This is a genomic window from Arthrobacter sp. 3Tela_A (assembly GCF_049311025.1).
Taxonomy (GTDB): domain Bacteria; phylum Actinomycetota; class Actinomycetes; order Actinomycetales; family Micrococcaceae; genus Arthrobacter_B.
The window spans coordinates 24,953-42,112 of sequence record NZ_JAXIOM010000002.1; the positions used below are offsets into that span (position 1 = coordinate 24,953).

Consider the following 17,160-nt stretch of genomic DNA (forward strand, 5'->3'; position numbering starts at 1 on the left):
GGCTAGCGGGCCTCCAGAATTGCCACAAGGCCCTGGCCGCCGGCGGCGCAGACCGAGATCAGTCCCCGGCCGGAGCCCTTCTCGGCGAGCATCTTGGCCAGCGAGGCGACAATCCGTCCGCCGGTTGCAGCGAACGGGTGCCCGGCTGCCAGCGAGGAGCCGTTGACGTTCAGCTTGCTGCGGTCGATGCTGCCCAGCGGTGCATCCAGTCCCAGGCGGGTGCGGCAGAACTCGTCGTCCTCCCAGGCCGCGAGGGTGCTCAGCACCGTGCCGGCGAAGGCTTCATGGATCTCGAAGAAATCGAAGTCGGCGAAGGTCAGGCCGTTGCGGGCCAGCAGGCGCGGCACCGCGAAAGCGGGTGCCATCAGCAGGCCGTCCCGCCCGTGGACGAAGTCAACCGCACCGGCTTCGGCGTCGACGATGTTCGCCAGCATGGGCAGGTCGTTTGCCCGGGCGTAGTCCTCCGAGCCCAGCAGCACCACGGAAGCACCGTCGGTGAGCGGAGTGGAGTTGCCCGCCGTCATGGTGGCTTCATCGCCCAGGGAACGGCCGAACACCGGCTTGAGCTTTGCGAGCTTCTCCAGGGAAGTGTCAGCGCGCAGGTTCGAGTCCCGGGAAAGTCCGCGGTAGGGAGTGATCAGGTCATCGAAGAACCCGCGGTCGTAGGCGGCGGCCAGATTGCGGTGGCTGTTGTAGGCCAGTTCATCCTGGCTTTCCCGGGTGATCTTCCACTGCGCGGTGGTCAGCGCCTGGTGCTCTCCCATGGACAGGCCGGTGCGGGGTTCCCCGGTGGTGGGGGCGTTCGGTGCAAGATCCCGGGGCCGGATCTTCGCGATGGCAGCGAGCTTCTGCTTGGTGCTCCGTGCACGGGAAAGATCCAGCAGTGCGCGGCGCAGGCCTTCGCTGACGGCAATCGGGGCGTCGGAAGCGGAATCGACGCCGCCGGCGATGCCGGATTCAAGCTGTCCCAGCTTGATCTTGTTGGCCAGCGAGACGACGGTTTCGAGTCCGGTGGCGCACGCCTGCTGAACGTCGTAGGCCGGGGTCTCCGGGGAGAGGGCGGACCCCAGCACCGCTTCACGGGTGAGGTTGAAGTCGCGGGAGTGCTTCAGGACGGCTCCGGCGGCGACGGCGCCAATCCGCTCATCCTGCAGCCCAAACCGTGCCACCAGTCCGTCCAGGGCCGCGGTCAGCATGTCCTGGTTGGAGCTGTGCGCGTAGGCACCGCCGGAGCGTGCGAAGGGAATCCGGTTGCCGCCAATGACGACGGCGTTGCGGACGGCGGGTCCGGAGCCGGTGGCCGGTGCCGGCGCGGACGTGGGTTGTGCAGCCATTCGAGCGTCTCCTTGGAATATCAATGTGTGACAAGAATTACTGTAACCCACCGTACCTGATACGCTGGGTATCGTGAACACCGCAGTGAAACAAGACACTCCCTCCCCGGACGGCCGCTCCGTCCGCTGGGAAGCGCACCGCATCGAGCGGCGCAGTGCCCTCATCAAAGCCGCGCGCCGCGCAGTGCACACCCTGGGCGCTCAGGCTTCCATGGAGGAAATCGCAGCTGCTTCCGGAACCTCCAAGTCCGTGTACTACCGGTACTTCGGTGACAAGTCCGGACTGCAGCAGGCCATGGGTGAGGTGGTCATCAACCAGATGCAGGACAAGATCCTGGCAGCCGGCCGCAGCGCAGACTCACCCCGCTCCGGACTCCGGGCCATGGTCTCTGCCTACCTGCAGATGGCGCAGACCTCCCCCAATGTGTACGCCTTCGTCACCGGATCCGGCGGAGAAGCCCCGGGCAGCAGCGAGCCGGGTGTCGCCATCGCGCTTTCCCATTTCTTCGCCAACATCAGCGAGATGATGGACCACGCCGTGCAGGCATACCTGGAGGGACACGACAACGGGTCCCTGGCCCAGGCAGCCGCCGGTTTCTGGCCTATTGCGGCAATGGGCATGGTGCGGGCAGCCGGTGAGCGGTGGCTCGCGACCCCCGGCCCGGAGCGTCCCTCGGAAGCCGAAATGACCGACCAGCTCACCGCCTGGCTGTTTGACGGAATCGGCTGGGACACTCCCCGGGCAGCCGACACATAAAACCCCTGAACCCACCACTGCGCACGGCAGCCGCGGAGAATCCTCCACAGCGCCGAACGCCGACCAGTAAGGACACGCAATGACGCAATCAGTCTCTACCCCGCAGCGCCAGCTTCCCGCCAGCACCGTCATCCGCGAAGACGACTCGGCAACAGTCAACGTCGAAGCCCTTGGCCGCACCCTGCTGGGCAAGTGGCATGACATCCGTCTCCAGGCCCGGAAGCTGGCCGGAACGGACGAACTGCACACCCCAGCGGGCCTGTCCCACACCGAACACCGCCTCCGGGTCATGGACCAGCTCAAGATCCTGGTCGACGCCGATGCTGTGCACCGTGCCTTCCCCGCCTACGTGGGCGGCCAGGACAACCACGGCGGAAATGTAGCCGGCTTCGCGGAACTGGTGGTGGCCGATCCGTCGCTGCAGATCAAGGCCGGCGTGCAGTGGGGGCTGTTTGGTTCCGCCGTCCTGCACCTGGGTAACAGGGAACACCACGAGAAGTGGCTCCCGGGCATCATGAGCCTTGAAATCCCCGGCTGCTTCGCCATGACCGAAACCGGCCACGGCTCGGATGTTTCCAGCATCGCCACCACCGCTGAATACGACGAGGCGTCGCAGGAGTTCATCATCAACACGCCGTTCCGCGCGGCGTGGAAGGACTACATCGGCAACGCCGCAGTCAACGGCAAGGCCGCCGTTGTCTTCGCACATCTGATCACCAAGGGTGTGGACCACGGTGTGCACGCGTTCTACGTTCCGCTGCGCGATGAGAACGGCTTCCTGCCCGGCATCGGCGGCGAGGACGACGGCGTCAAGGGCGGACTCAACGGCATCGACAACGGCCGGCTGCACTTCTCCAACGTCCGGATTCCGCGCACCAACCTCCTGAACCGGTACGGTGACGTCGCTGAGGACGGTACCTACACCTCCTCCATCGAAAGCCCGGGCCGGCGCTTCTTCACCATGATCGGCACCCTGGTCCAGGGCCGGGTATCCCTGGACGGCGCCGCAGTGGCCGCCTCGAAGCTGGGCCTGAACATCGCCATCAAGTACGCCACCGAACGCCGGCAGTTTAACGGCGCCTCGGACACGGTGGAAGAAGTGCTGATGGACTACCAGCAGCACCAGCGCCGTCTGCTTCCGCTGCTGGCCACCACGTACGCCGCGTCCTTCGCCCATGACGAGCTGCTCACCAAGTTCGACGACGTGTTCTCCGGTGCCGATGACACCGACGAGAACCGCCAGGACCTGGAAACACTCGCCGCTGCCCTGAAATCGCTCTCCACCTGGCACGCCCTGGACACGCTCCAGGAATGCCGCGAGGCTACCGGCGGCGCCGGCTTCCTGGCCGAGAACCGGCTCACTGCGCTGCGTTCCGACCTGGACATCTACGTCACCTTCGAAGGTGACAACACCGTGCTCCTCCAGCTCGTTGCCAAGCGGCTCCTGGCCGACTACGCCAAGGAATTCCAGGGCGCGGACTTCGGCGTCCTGGCCCGTTATGTGGTGGGACAGGCCACCGAACGCACCTTCCACCGCTCCGGCCTGCGCCAGATAGTCCAGACGGTGGCGGACACCGGATCCGAGAAGAAGTCCGCGATTGCCCTCCGCGATCCGCGCACCCAGCATGACCTGCTGGCCGACCGCGTGGCCACCATGGTGGCGGAGGTCGCCGGCGAGCTGCAGAAGGCGCGCAAGCTGCCAAAGGCCGAAGCGGCGGCAGTGTTCAACCGGCACCAGCACGATCTCATCGAAGCTGCGCGCGCACACGCCGAGCTGCTGCAGTGGGAGGCTTTCACCCGCGGACTGGAGCGGATTGAGGACGAGGGGACCCGCCAGGTTGTCACCTGGCTGCGCGACCTCTTTGGACTGGGCCTGATCGAAAAGAACCTGGCCTGGTACCTGATGCACGGCAGGCTGTCCGCACAGCGTGCCCGGACCCTCAGCGAGTACATCAACCGTCTCCTGGCCAAGATCCGGCCGCACTCCATGGACCTGGTGGACGCGTTTGGCTACGGACCGGAGCACCTGCGTGCAGCCGTCGCCAGCGGCGCCGAAAAGCAGCGCCAGGACGAGTCGATGCAGTACCAGCGGATGCTGCGAGCCTCGGGAGCCGCCCCGGTGGATGAGAAGATCCTGATCCAGCGGCGCAAGCAGGCAGCCAAGGGCAAGCGCTAACCCCTGCAGTAGAGGATCAAAATCGCAAGGGCCCGGCACCCGTTGAACTCCGGTGCCGGGCCCTTCAGCGTTTCTTTCGAGCTGCTGTTTCCTGAAAGCCGGGTTCTGCTGGAATCTAGGGAAGGACTGAGCGGTAGACCTGCAGGGTCGCCTCGGCGATGGCATCCCAGGAGAAGTGCTGCGCGGCGCGGCGCCTGCCGGCCTCCCCCATCTCCCGGGCCCGGTCCGGATCGGTGACGAGCACGGTCAGCGCGGCGGCAAAGTCCCGGACAAAGGTTTCCGGTTCCAGGGGTGTGCCGGTACCGTCCTGCACCTGGTCAATGGGCACCAGCAGGCCGGTGACGCCGTCGTCCACCACCTCGGGAATGCCGCCGGTGGCGCTGGCCACCACTGCCGTGCCGCAGGCCATGGCTTCGAGGTTCACGATGCCCAGCGGCTCGTAGATGGACGGGCAGGCAAAGACGGTGGCGGAGCTGAGCACCTTGATCAGCTCTGCGCGCGGCAGCATGCGTTCAATGACGACGACGCCGGTGCGTGAGCGGGTCAGTTCAGCGATCAGCTCTGCAGTCTCCGCGGCGAGTTCCGGGGTGTCCGCTGCGCCCAGGCAGAGGACCAGCTGGACCTCCGGCGGCAGCAGCGCGGCGGACCGCAGCAGGTATGGAACACCTTTCTGGCGGGTGTTGCGTCCCACGAACACGACGGAAGGCGCATCCGGGTCGATGCCCAGTGCCCGCACTCCGTCCGGATCGTGGTCCGGGTGCCAGGTTTCGGTGTCGATCCCGTTGTGGACAACGCGTACCTTGCCGGGGGTGACTTCCGGATAGGCGCGCAGAATGTCCTTCCGCATCCCTTCGGATACGGCAATGATGGCCGAAGCGGCGTCGTACGCGGTTTTCTCCACCCAGGAGGACAGTGCGTAGCCGCCGCCGAGCTGCTCAGCCTTCCACGGACGCAGCGGCTCAAGGCTGTGGGCGCTGAGCACGTGCGGCACGCCGTAGAGCAGGGAACCCAGATGGCCCGCCATGTTCGCGTACCAGGTATGCGAATGGATCAGGTCCGTGCCTTCAAGTCCCTGGAGCATGTCCAGGTCCGTCCCCAGGGTCTGCACTGCGGGGTTGGCGGCCGCCAGTTCGGCCGGCACCGGATACGCCTGGACCCGGGCGCCGTGGTAATCCGCCTCCCGGGGCGCACCGAAACAGTGAACCCGCAGGTCAGCCCGGGAGGCCAGGACACGGCTCAGTTCCGCCACATGGACACCGGCGCCCCCATAGATGTCCGGGGGGAATTCCTTGGAAACGATATCTACTCGCACTTGATCAACGTAGTGCACATCAGGCGCAGTGATCTAGTGTGTTTGTCAGCAGGCTTCCCAGTCAGGCAAGGCTTATCCGTTTTCCCGGTTCCCGGGAGCAGTCAGGAGCAGACACATGGCACCGAAGAAAGTCCTGTCCGTCGTCCTCGCCGGCGGCGAGGGCAAGCGGCTGATGCCGCTGACTGCAGACCGGGCCAAACCCGCGGTGCCCTTCGCCGGCAAATACCGGCTGATCGACTTTGCCCTCTCCAACCTGGTGAACTCCGGCTACCTGCAGATCGTGGTGCTTACCCAGTACAAGTCCCACAGCCTGGACCGGCACATCTCCGAGACCTGGCGCCTGTCCACCCAGCTGCAGAACTATGTTGCTTCCGTGCCGGCGCAGCAGCGCGTAGGCAAAAGCTGGTTCCTGGGCAGCGCGAACGCCCTGTACCAGTCAATGAACCTGATCGACGACGCCCGTCCGGACATCGTCGTCGTCATCGGTGCGGACCACGTCTACCGGATGGACTTTTCCCAGATGGTGGAGGCGCACATCGCCTCCGGAGCGCCGTGCAGCGTGGCAGCGGTCCGGCAGCCGCTGGCCATGGCGGACCAGTTCGGCGTCATCGAAACGGATCCAGGGGATCCGGGCCGGATTGCCGCGTTCGTTGAAAAGCCGTCCAGCACCCCCGGCCTGCCCGATGATCCCGGGAGTTTCCTGGCTTCCATGGGCAACTACGTCTTCACCACCGAAGCCCTGGTTGAGGCACTGCGGATAGACGCCGAACGCCTGATCACCAAGCACGACATGGGCGGAGACATCATCCCCTGGTTCGTGGAACGCGGTGAGGCCAACGTCTATGACTTCACCGAGAACATCATTCCCGGCGCCACGGAACGGGACCAGCGCTACTGGCGCGACGTGGGCACCCTGGACTCCTACTATGACGCGCACATGGACCTGATCTCCCCCGTGCCGTCCTTCAACCTCTACAACCTGCAGTGGCCCATTTACACCCGGCAGAGCATTTCCCCGCCGGCCAAGTTCGTGCGGGATTCCTCCGCCGCCCCGGGCACTGCTGTTGACTCGATCGTGGCAAACGGCGCTGTGATTTCCGGGGGCACCGTCAGCGGCTCCGTGCTGGGGCACGACGTCTATGTGGACGCCTCCGCCACGGTGACTGACAGTGTGATCATGGACGGAGTGCGGGTCGGTGCAGGAGCGGTGGTCAAGCGTGCGATCGTGGACAAGTTCGTCGAAATCCCGCCGGGCGCCACGGTAGGCGTGGACCGCGAACTGGACCTGGCGCGGGGCTACACGGTGACGGCGTCGGGCCTGACGGTTCTCAGCAAGGGACAGACAGTCCGCCCGGAGTGACGCGGACCGCCCGATAAGGGGCGGCGGGCGGGTTGGCGGTAAGGTCGAGGTGCACCAGTTTGCCCTCCGCCGCGCATACCCCCGGCGGACCCACCGCAGAAACGTGATCGATGAGCAGCACAGACCTCAGCCCCGAAGACCTCAGCACCTGCCTTCGGGTCCTCTCCACCATCCACGCCCTGGACGAGGACCATCCGGATCATGTGGCCGTCCGCCGGGCCACGGCGAAGATGTTCAAGGCCGTCAAGAAGCACCGCAAGGTGGCCAAGCGCGACGCCGTCGCAGAGGCGGACCGTGCCGTTGTGGCCCGCACCGCCACCGGCGCGCCGGACCGGATCGATGACGAGACCAGGGGCGCACAGCTGCGCAGTTCGGCCCACGGTCCGTCCGCCGGCACCCTGCTCAAGCCGCGGAACTGCTACATCTGCAAGCAGCCCTACACCCTGGTGGATGCTTTCTACCACCAGCTCTGCCCGGAGTGCGCCGCATTCAGCCACGCTAAGCGAGATGCCAGGACGGACCTCACCGGCCGGCGCGCCCTGCTCACCGGCGGCCGGGCGAAAATCGGCATGTACATTGCGCTGCGGCTGCTGCGCGACGGCGCCCACACCACCATCACAACCCGCTTCCCGAAGGACGCCGCCCGGCGCTTCGCCGCGATGGAGGACTCCGCGGACTGGCTGCACCGGCTGAAGATCGTCGGCATCGACCTGCGTGATCCGGCCCAGGTGATTTCCCTGGCCGACGCGGTTGCCGCTGACGGGCCGCTGGACATCCTCATCAACAACGCCGCGCAGACCGTGCGCCGCAGTTCCAACGCCTACCAGCCGCTGATGGACGCCGAGCTCGAAGAGCTGCCGTCGAATAAGCCGATGCCGGAACTGGTGACCTTCGGCAACACCTACAACGCCCACCCCACGGCGCTGGCAGGCTCAGTCGCGGAGCATCCGGTCCTGGCAGGCGACGCAGTAACCTCGCTGGCGCTGACGGCCGGTTCGTCGTCCCTCGCCAAACTCGGAGACGGGACGGCGATCGACGCCGGCGGCCTCGTCCCGGACACCGCTCCTATCAACTCCTGGACCCAGGTGGTGGACCAGGTGGAGCCGCTGGAAATGCTCGAAGTGCAGCTGTGCAACGTCACGGCACCGTTCCTGCTGGTCAACCGGCTCCGCCCGGCCATGGCGGCCTCCCCCGCCCGGCGCAAGTACATCGTGAACGTCTCCGCCATGGAGGGCCAGTTCGCCCGCCGCTACAAGGGCCCGGGACACCCCCACACCAACATGGCCAAGGCTTCGCTGAACATGCTCACCCGCACCAGCGCCGGCGAAATGCTGGAGACCGACGGCATCCTGATGACGGCGGTGGACACCGGCTGGATTACCGACGAACGCCCGCATCCCACCAAGGTCCGCCTGGCCGAAGAAGGCTTCCACGCGCCCCTGGACCTGGTGGACGGCGCCGCACGGGTCTATGACCCGATTGTGATGGGCGAAGCCGGCGAGGACCTGCACGGCGTGTTCCTCAAGGATTACCGGCCTTCGCCCTGGTAGCAGCCCGGCGGCGAAGGGCACCTATGCCCTTGCTCAGTTCTGACACTACGACGATGGTTGCGGCTACGCCCAGGCAGAGCAGCCACTGGTCGGAGTTCAGCGGAACCGTGTCGAAGAGGTCCTCGAAGAATCCCAGCTGGACCACCAGGACCTGCAGCAGGACTACGGCGCCCAGTGCGAACCAGATAGTCCGGTTGGTGAACGTCTGCAGCGAGAAGACCGAGGACGTCTCGCTGCGGACGTTGAGCAGATTGAAGACCTGGTAGAAAACGAACGTCGTGAAGGCCATGGTCGTAGCGAAATTGGTGCTGGCGGCAGCAGCCTCCGGGAAGAGCGACGGCGCCGCCAGCAGCACCCAGCAGGTTCCGCCGGCCATCACCAGCCCGGCGACCGCCAGCGCGGCCAGCCGCTGGCCGGTCAGCAGCGGCTCGCGGGGTTTGCGCGGCGGCTGCCTCATCACTTTCGGGTCGGTTGAGTCCACGCCCAGGGCCAGTGCCGGCGGACCGTCCATGATGATGTTCACCCAGAGGATCTGGATTGCGGTGAACGGCGCTCCCCCGGCAAAGCCGAACGTGGCAGCGGCCAGGAAAATCAGCACAAAACCCCACGCGGTGGTCAGCTGGAACCGGACGAACTTGATGATGTTCGCGTAGATCCCGCGGCCTTCCCGGACAGCGGCAACAATGGTGGCGAAGTTGTCATCGGTCAGGATCATCCGCGCTGCACCCTTGGACACGTCCGTCCCGGTGATGCCCATGGCAATCCCAATGTCCGCCCGCTTCAGCGCCGGAGCGTCATTGACGCCGTCGCCCGTCATGGCCACCACCGAACCGTCAGCCTGCAGCGCCTCGACCACACGCAGCTTGTGTTCCGGGGAAACCCGGGCCAGCACGCCGACCTTCGGTGCCAGTTCCTGCAGCCGGTGGTCGTCAAGGCCGTCCAGCTCGGAGCCTGCCACGGACTCCCCCGGGATGCCAAGGTCCTTGGCGATGGCGGACGCCGTGACCAGGTGGTCGCCGGTGATCATGTGTACCTGGATCCCCGCGGCGCGCGCCTCATCGATCGCATCGCGCGCCTCGCGGCGCGGCGGATCCATGATGCCGACGACGGCGTACAGCACCAGTCCGGCCACGGCGCGGCGAAGCTGCTCCGGTTCAGCGGGCGGAAGTTCATCGACGGGACGCCCGGCTACTGCGAGGGTGCGCAGGCCGGCATCGGCGATCAGTTCCACTTCGCTGAGTACCCGGTCCCGGTGCTCCGGGGTCAGGGGCTCAACTCCGTCCGGGCCGGCAAAGTGGGTGCAGAGGTCCAGGACAACACCCGGCGCACCCTTGACGTTGCACCAGGTCCTGTCCGGAATGCGCCTGTCCGTGTTGAACGTGGCCATGAACTTGTATTCCGAGTCGAACGGCACCTCCGCGAGCCGCGGGTGCTCTGCACGTGCGCCCACGGGGTCTATGCCTGCTTTTTCGGCCAGCACCACCAGGGCACCTTCGGTCGGGTCGCCGCTGAGCACTCCGTCTGTCACGGACGCGTCGTTGCACAGCACCATGGCCAGGTAAGCCTCCGTCATTACCGGAACCTCACCGCCGTCGGGACTGAGGATCTTGCCTTCCAGCCCATACCCGGTTCCGGTGACGCGGCACCTGAGGCCAAAGGCGGAGACCATCCGCCGCACGGTCATCTCATTCAGGGTGAGCGTGCCGGTCTTGTCGGTGCAGATGTGTGAGGTTCCGCCGAGGGTCTCCACGGCTGAAAGCTGCTTGATGATGGCTCCGCGTGCCGCCAGCCGGGAGGCTCCCATGGCCAGCGTGAAGGCGACGACGGCGGTCAGCCCCTCGGGGATGGTGGCCACGGCGAGGGACACGGAAGTCAGCAGCAGTGTGTTCAGGTCTTCCCCGCGCAGCAGTCCCAGAACAAAGACGAGTGCCACGACGCCCAGGGCAATCCAGGTCAACAGGGCGGCAAGCTGGTCGATGCTGCGCTGCAGCGTCGTTTTCTCGTCCTGTGTGCTGCCCAGCAGATGCGCGATCCTGCCCATCTGGGTGTCCATGCCCGTGCCGGTGACCACCATCGTGGCCCGGCCGCGGCTGACGTCGGTGCCCATGTAGAGCATCCCGTGCCGGTCGGCCACCGGCGAATCGGCCGCCTGGATGGAGGCCGCGTCCTTGTTGACCGGCTGCGATTCGCCCGTGAGCGCTGCCTCTGCGGCCTGCAGCCGGACTGCTTCGAGCAGCCTGCCGTCCGCCGGTACCGAGTCCCCCGCTTCCAGCAGCACAATGTCCCCCGGCACCAGCTCCGTTCGCGGAAGCGTGGAGACAGTGCCGCTCCGACGGACACGTGTGGTTCCCACATCCGTCCGCCGGAGCGCTTCCAAACTGTTCTCCGCACGCCGCTCCTGGACGTAGTTCAGGCAGGTGTTCAGGATGACCACGGCAAGGATGACGATAGGCGTTTCAAGCTCATGGGAGACGACGGCGCTGATCACTGCAGCGGCGAGCAGCACCAGGATGAGCCGGTCGGAGAGCAGGGCCAGAACCTTCCGCCATGCGGGCACGGGAGGCTTGCCGGCAAGCTGGTTGGTTCCGTACGCCGCCAGCCGGCGCCCTGCCTCTGCGGTGCCCAGGCCCGTTGCCGGATCGGTGTCCAGGGCTCTGGCGACTTCCGCGCCGGGTAGGGTCCAGGGATCCGGCACCGGGGAAGCTGCCGGGGAACGTGAGGAGCCGGCCACCGGTGTTCCGGACCCGGAGTTGCTGCCATGCTGCATGGGATACCCCTGTGCTCGGCTCGCGAACTGGTCCGCATCAGTCTACCAATGGGGCCCCGGGGCGGTAACGGTGCAGTGCTGGGTTGGCCCTGCGGGGGCTTCTCGGCGAAGGTAGGAGGATGCCAGCGCCCACCGCTACCCGCGCCAACGTCCCCGGTCTCGCGGCCGCAGCCGCCGCCGTCGTGCTTTGCCTCCTGCTGCACCGGGTGTTCCCGGCTGTCCCGGTGCTGACCGCGGCGGTAATCCTCGGACTCGCCGTCGGGAATGTACCCGGTCCGGCCGGGCTTGCAGCCGGACCCTGGCGTCCAGGCCTGGCCCTCGCTGCCAAAAGATTCCTGCGCCTAGGCATTGTCCTGCTGGGTCTGAAGGTTTCACTCGTGGACATCGCCGGCCTTGGCTGGCTCACTGTGGTGCTCATTATTGCGCTGGTTGGGTTTTCCTTCGGAGCAACGTATCTGGTCTGCCGGGCCTTCCGTCTTCCGGGCGAGGAACCGGTCCTGGTAGCTGCCGGGTTTTCAATCTGCGGGGTCTCAGCAATCGGAGCCGTGGCAGCGGCACGGGGCGTCCGGTCGGAGCAGGCAGCGGTTCCGGCAGCAATGGTCACGCTCTGCGGAACCCTTGCCATAGCCGTCCTGCCCCTGCTCAGCGTGGTGCTGGGCGTGTCTCCGGAGAGATTCGGATTCCTGGCCGGTGCCTCCGTTCATGACGTGGGACAGGTAGTAGCCACGGCCCAGACGGGGGGCGCGGCGGCCCTGGCGCTTGCGGTTGTGGTGAAACTGGTGCGGGTCCTGATGCTGGCCCCCGTCAGCGCGCTGGCCGGCCTGCAGCACCGCCGCAGGGCCGGGAATTCGGGCGATGGCAAGTTCCCTCCCCTGGTCCCCTTGTTCGTGGCAGGTTTTGTGGCCGCGGTTGCCCTGCGGACCACCGGGCTCCTGCCCGGCGGCCTGCTGGAGGCGGCGGCGGTGCTGCAGGAGCTGCTCTTCGCTGCGGCGCTCTTCGGCCTCGGCGCGTCTGTGAACCTGCGCAGCCTTGCCCGCACCGGAGGGCGGGCGGCAGCGGCCTCCCTGCTTTCCTGGGCGGTCATCGTGGCGTCCGCCCTGGCGCTGGCAGTGCTTCTGGTGCCTTCCGCCTGACCGCAGGCTCCTGTGCCCCGCAGCACCGGGAAGCCGTTGCAGGGAGGAGCGGGGCGCGCATAGTCTCAGTCCACCGGGCATCCACCACTTGCGGACCATAGGGGGCTTTATGGCTCACGCTCTCCTTTCGCGTGGTGCGCAGGGAAACTACGGAGGCACAGGAACGGAGGAAGCGACCGCCGGGCTGCTTCCGAGGGTGGCAGGATCCGTTTGGTGTGCACTGGCGCTCTGGCTTCTCGTATCCAACCTCTTCGTTCCGTCATACGGGTTCTCACGCTACGAGACCTGGGCGGCGCTGCTTGCAGGCGCAGCTGTCCTGGCACTGATGCTCGGCATCCCGTGGTTGCTGGACCTACTGGACCGCCTGCTCAGATTCCGGTGGATCCAGGTCATGGGATCCGTTCTGGGCTGGGCGGCCGTGTTCGCAGTACTGATGAGATTCGCTGACGCTGTCCGGTTGCCGCCGGACTGGGATGCTGCAGTTGTGTTCTTTTCGGCCAGGGGTCTTGCGCTCGAGGGAGGGCCGGAAGCTGTGGACGGGAACTACTTTCAGGCCAACCCGAACAACACCCTCCTGATGCTCCTGCTGAGCAGATATCTAGTGGTTGCCGACGGGCTGGGTGCGCAGGATCTGCGCCAGTCCGTGGCCTACCTGGGCGCTGCACTGCTTTTCTGCGGCGTGCTGCTCACCTACGCCGCGGCGGCTCTTCTCGGCGGGCGCCGGGCCGCCAGAATGACTCTGGTCCCTTCAATCATCCTGATTGTCCTTTCGCCGTGGCTGCCGGTTTTCTATTCCGATACGGCCGCGCTCCCGTTCACCATTTCGATCTTCTGCCTTCTGGTCGTGGCAGGCAGGTGCCGGCTGCCGGGCCGCCTGCTGCTCTGGGCGGCTGCAGGAGCACTGTCCGCCGTGGGCTACGGGGTTAAACCGACGGTGCTTATAGTGCTGGTAGCCGCTGCGCTCGTCACTTTGCTTTCCCCTCGCCGTCGATCCTGGGGGAAAGATCTTCTGACGAGTGTGCTGTCGGTAGCCGTGGCTGCCGGCTGCTTCGCCGGGACCAGCGCTGTCCTCGGTGCCTGGACAGGATCCCTGCTGGGCAAGGACAGCGCTGATAAGGAACTGGCCATGCCGTTCACCCATTTCCTCAAGGTGGGTGCACAGCAGTATCCGGGCCGCCATGGGGACTACTACGGCGCGTATAACGAGCAGGACCGAATCGGGACACAGCAGATTGCGGACCCCCAGGAACGGTTTGACGCCGGAGTGGAAGCCTACCGTGAGCGTGTTGCCGCGATGGGCCCCTGGGGCTACGCCGGGTTCCTGAACGCGAAGCTCCGCTGGATGACGGGTGACGGGTCATTCTTCAGCTGGGGCGAAGGCAGGATGACCGCGGACGACTTCATCGCGGACGATCCGCTGAGCCGCACCGTCCAGGACTTTTACGGACCTGGACGCCCGGGCTTTGGTGTCCTGCTGAACGTGTGGCAGGGAACCTGGTTCCTCGTCCTGGCCCTGTGCGGTGCGGGGCTGTTCCTGCGTGGCCCGCCGCTGAATTCCCGCGGTGCGGTGACGGTCCGGATTGCGCTGCTCGGACTGTTTGTGTTCCTGGCTCTCTCCGAAGGGCGCGCCCGGTTCCTCTACCTGTATGTTCCGTTCTTTATCGTGTTGGGCAGCCTCTCAATGCAGCGTCTGGCTGCGGGAGCATGGGGACCCGCTGACCGGCGGCGCCTGTCCCGGCAGCAGCGCGCCCGGGACACGCCGCCTCCCCCATCATCGGACGAAGTGGTTGAATGAACTGGTGCCTAACGAAAACCTGAGCCGCGAAGAAGCAGCTGCCCGTTCCGCCCTGCTGCGTGTTGATTCCTACGACGTCGAACTGGACCTCGGCAGTGCTGCCGACCCGGCGGCAGCGGGATTCCGGTCACGGAGCACCATTACCTTCGACTGCGACGAGGAGGGCGCCTCGACCTTCCTCGACTTTATCCACGGCGGAGTCGAGGCCGTAGTTGTCAACGGAAAGGCCTATGACCCGGCGGAGACGGTGACCGGTTCTCGGATAATGCTGCATAATCTGGTTGCCGGAACCAACATCGTCAGTGTTGAGGGCACAGCCCTCTACAGCCGCAGCGGCGAAGGGCTGCACCGGTTCACGGATCCCGCGGACGGCGCAACATACCTGTACACGCAGTACGAGCCGGCCGACGCCCGGCGGGTCTTCGCCAACTTTGAACAGCCGGACCTCAAGGCCGCTTTCACGTTCCACGTCACTGCGCCCACGAACTGGGAAGTAGCATCAAACGGCCTGGAGGCGGCACGGACGCCGCTGGGAGACGGCACCCTCAGCCGGTGGGATTTCTCCCCCACAAAGCGGATCTCCACCTACATCACCACAGTGCTGGCAGGACCATACTTCAAGGCCGAAGACACCTGGAGCACTTCCCTTCCCAACGGTGACGAGCTGGTTGTTCCCCTCGGTGCCTACTGCCGCGCCTCGCTCGCGGAGCACTTCGACGCGGACAGCATCTTCGACACCACCAAGCGCGGGCTCAGCTATTTCCACCAGCTCTTCGCCTACCCCTACCCCTTCGGGAAGTACGACCAGGCCTTTGTGCCGGAATACAACCTGGGCGCGATGGAGAACCCGGGCCTCGTGACGTTCACCGAGGCCTACGTGTTCCGGACCAAGGCCACCGAGGCCCAGTACGAGGCACGGGCGAACACTATTCTGCACGAGATGGCCCATATGTGGTTCGGCGACCTGGTGACCATGCGCTGGTGGGACGACCTGTGGCTCAAGGAGTCCTTCGCGGACTACATGGGTGCCCTCGCCGTGGATGAAGCGACGGAATGGACGAATTCGTGGATCAGCTTCGCGAACCGCCGCAAGGCGTGGGCCTACGTCCAGGACCAGCTGCCCACGACGCACCCCATCGTGGCGGACATCCAGAACCTGGAGGCGGCCAAGCAGAACTTCGACGGCATCACCTACGCCAAGGGCGCTTCGGTGCTCAAGCAGCTGGTAGCCTACGTCGGGTTCGAGGCGTTCATCGACGCCTCACGCATTTATTTTGCTCGGCATGCCTGGGGCAACACCACCCTGGCGGACCTGCTGGACGTGCTCGGCGCGGCCTCCGGCCGGGACATGAGCGAATGGTCCCGGCTGTGGCTGCAGACTGCGGGCGTTCCCGTCCTCTCCGTGGAGGCGCAGACAGCTCCGGACGGCACCTACGCCTCGGTCACCGTCCTTCAGGACGCACCGGATCCGGTCAGCGGAGAGCAGATGCCCAGGCCGCACCGCGTGCGGCTGGGTTCCTACGACTTCACTGAAGACGGCTGGCTAGAACGCACCGGTTTCGTGGAGATCGACGTCGCCGGCCGCCGTACCCCGGTGCCTGAGCTCGCCGGGAAGCCCGTGCCTGCACTGCTGCTGCCCAACGACGGCGACCTCACCTACGCCAAGATCCGGTTCGATCCGGCGTCGCTGGCCACTCTGCTGGAGTCGCTTCCCCGCCTGCGGGACCCGCTCGCCCGCGCCATCTGTCTGTCTGCCCTGTGGAACAGTGTGCGCGACGGCGTCCTGTCCGCCCGCGATTACCTTCGCCTGGTGATTCGGACGGCCCCGTCCGAGCCCGGCGCAGGTGTGAAGCAGGTGCTGCTGGACAACGCACGCACCGCCGTCGAACGCTACGCGCCCGCCGAGATACGTGCCGCACTGCGAGAGCAGCTCATCACCGCCGTAGCCGACCAGCTCGCGGATGCCCCGGAGGGAAGCGACAGCCAGCTGATCCTGGCCAGGACGGCCGCCGCGCTGGGACGCTACACCACCAGCCACAATGAGCTGCTGCGCGGGCTGCTCTCCGGCAGCGTCTCCTACCCGGGACTGACCGTGGACGCGGACCTGAGGTGGCGGCTGTGGCAGGCACTGGCAGGAACAGGTTCGGCAGGCCCGGAAGAGTTCAAGGCTGAGCTGGCGGCCGACAACACAGCTGCCGGCCGGGTCGGTTACACCGTGGCAGCCGCGGCGCTGCCCGATCCGGGTGTCAAGGCAGCTGCCTGGGAAGCCGCGGTCCATGCCGGAGAGCTGTCCAATGAGCTTTTGTCGGCAACCATCGAGGGCTTTAACATCGGCGGGCACGAACTTCTGGACGCCTTCATCCCGGACTACTTCGCAGACCTGGAGACCGTCTGGTCCAGCCGGAGCATCGAACTTGCCTCACGTGTGGTTGCCGGCCTGTATCCGATCGCGCAGGACCTGCCCCAGCACACCGTACCGGCCGACCATCCGGTGCTCGCGCTGAGCCAGGAATGGCTTGAAGCCAATCGGGAAGCCCCGGCTGCGCTGCGCCGCATCATCATCGAGTCCCAGGACCAGCTGCTGCGGGCACTGCGGGCCCAGGCGGCCGCGCGCTAGCGGCGCTTGGCGACGCTGAGCAGGAAAGCCGAGTCCTCGACGGCGTTGACCGCGTGGCGGGCCTGCGGAACGATCAGCAGGTCCCCGGCCGAACCTTCCCAGCTCTCGCCCTCCGAGAGCAGTGTGATCCGTCCCTTGAGCACGGTAATGGTGGCCTCGCCGGGGTTCTCGTGCTCGTCCAGGCTAAAACCCGCGGCCAGGGCGATGACGGTTTGGCGCATCACATGCTCATGCCCGCCGTACACGGTGGCTGCGCTTCGGCCGGAGGAAGCCTGCCTGGCCGTCTCCAGATGGTTCCTTACCAGCGCCGTTAGCGACTTCTTTTCCATGCCGGGAAGTCTAGATGCCGTTCGTGCGGT

Annotated in this window: 11 protein-coding genes; 7 read left to right on the top strand and 4 right to left on the bottom strand. The window is 66.2% G+C overall.

Features of this window, described 5'->3' with window-relative positions; genetic code table 11:
• Positions 1-2 precede the first annotated feature (2 nt).
• Positions 3-1,334 carry an acetyl-CoA C-acetyltransferase gene (locus TVC13_RS01185; protein WP_422399414.1) on the bottom strand — a complete coding sequence of 444 codons (1,332 nt, stop codon included), beginning with the start codon at positions 1,332-1,334 and terminating at the stop codon, positions 3-5.
• Between the two features lie 73 nt (positions 1,335-1,407).
• Between TVC13_RS01185 and TVC13_RS01190 the strand changes: the two genes are divergently transcribed.
• Positions 1,408-2,091: a TetR family transcriptional regulator gene (locus TVC13_RS01190; protein WP_422399415.1), complete on the top strand. Its 684-nt coding sequence runs from the start codon at positions 1,408-1,410 to the stop codon at positions 2,089-2,091.
• Positions 2,092-2,170: 79 nt separating this feature from the next.
• Positions 2,171-4,267 carry an acyl-CoA dehydrogenase gene (locus tag TVC13_RS01195; RefSeq protein ID WP_422399416.1) on the top strand — a complete coding sequence of 699 codons (2,097 nt, stop codon included), beginning with the start codon at positions 2,171-2,173 and terminating at the stop codon, positions 4,265-4,267.
• Positions 4,268-4,382: 115 nt separating this feature from the next.
• On the opposite strand, the gene glgA is transcribed toward TVC13_RS01195, so the two are convergent.
• Positions 4,383-5,579 (bottom strand): glycogen synthase, encoded by a 1,197-nt coding sequence (gene glgA / locus TVC13_RS01200; RefSeq protein ID WP_422399417.1) that lies wholly within the window; start codon positions 5,577-5,579, stop codon positions 4,383-4,385.
• Positions 5,580-5,694: 115 nt separating this feature from the next.
• Between glgA and glgC the strand changes: the two genes are divergently transcribed.
• Both glgC and TVC13_RS01210 read left to right on the top strand, forming a co-directional pair.
• Complete coding sequence (glgC, locus tag TVC13_RS01205) at positions 5,695-6,939, top strand: glucose-1-phosphate adenylyltransferase (RefSeq protein ID WP_422399418.1); 1,245 nt, start codon at positions 5,695-5,697, stop codon at positions 6,937-6,939.
• 110 nt (positions 6,940-7,049) lie between these two features.
• Positions 7,050-8,489, top strand: coding sequence for an SDR family NAD(P)-dependent oxidoreductase (locus TVC13_RS01210; protein WP_422399419.1), 1,440 nt, complete (start codon positions 7,050-7,052; stop codon positions 8,487-8,489).
• Here the strand turns inward: TVC13_RS01210 and TVC13_RS01215 are convergent.
• Complete coding sequence (locus TVC13_RS01215) at positions 8,461-11,256, bottom strand: cation-translocating P-type ATPase (protein ID WP_422399420.1); 2,796 nt, start codon at positions 11,254-11,256, stop codon at positions 8,461-8,463. The two genes, TVC13_RS01210 and TVC13_RS01215, sit on opposite strands and share 29 nt — an antisense overlap.
• 119 nt (positions 11,257-11,375) lie before the next feature.
• On the opposite strand from TVC13_RS01215, the gene TVC13_RS01220 reads away from it, so the two are divergent.
• From TVC13_RS01220 to pepN, 3 genes are all read left to right on the top strand, one after another.
• Positions 11,376-12,389: a YeiH family protein gene (locus TVC13_RS01220; RefSeq protein WP_422399421.1), complete on the top strand. Its 1,014-nt coding sequence runs from the start codon at positions 11,376-11,378 to the stop codon at positions 12,387-12,389.
• A 196-nt stretch (positions 12,390-12,585) separates the two neighbouring features.
• Complete coding sequence (locus TVC13_RS01225) at positions 12,586-14,184, top strand: hypothetical protein (protein ID WP_422399422.1); 1,599 nt, start codon at positions 12,586-12,588, stop codon at positions 14,182-14,184.
• A gap of 4 nt (positions 14,185-14,188) precedes the next feature.
• The gene (gene pepN / locus TVC13_RS01230; protein WP_422399423.1) at positions 14,189-16,801 is read left to right on the top strand and encodes an aminopeptidase N; all 2,613 of its coding nucleotides are present in this window, start codon (positions 14,189-14,191) and stop codon (positions 16,799-16,801) included.
• Here pepN and TVC13_RS01235 read toward each other — a convergent pair.
• Positions 16,798-17,130, bottom strand: a complete 333-nt coding sequence (locus TVC13_RS01235; RefSeq protein ID WP_422399424.1) for a cupin domain-containing protein — start codon at positions 17,128-17,130, stop codon at positions 16,798-16,800. The two genes, pepN and TVC13_RS01235, sit on opposite strands and share 4 nt — an antisense overlap.
• Positions 17,131-17,160: the final 30 nt, after the last annotated feature.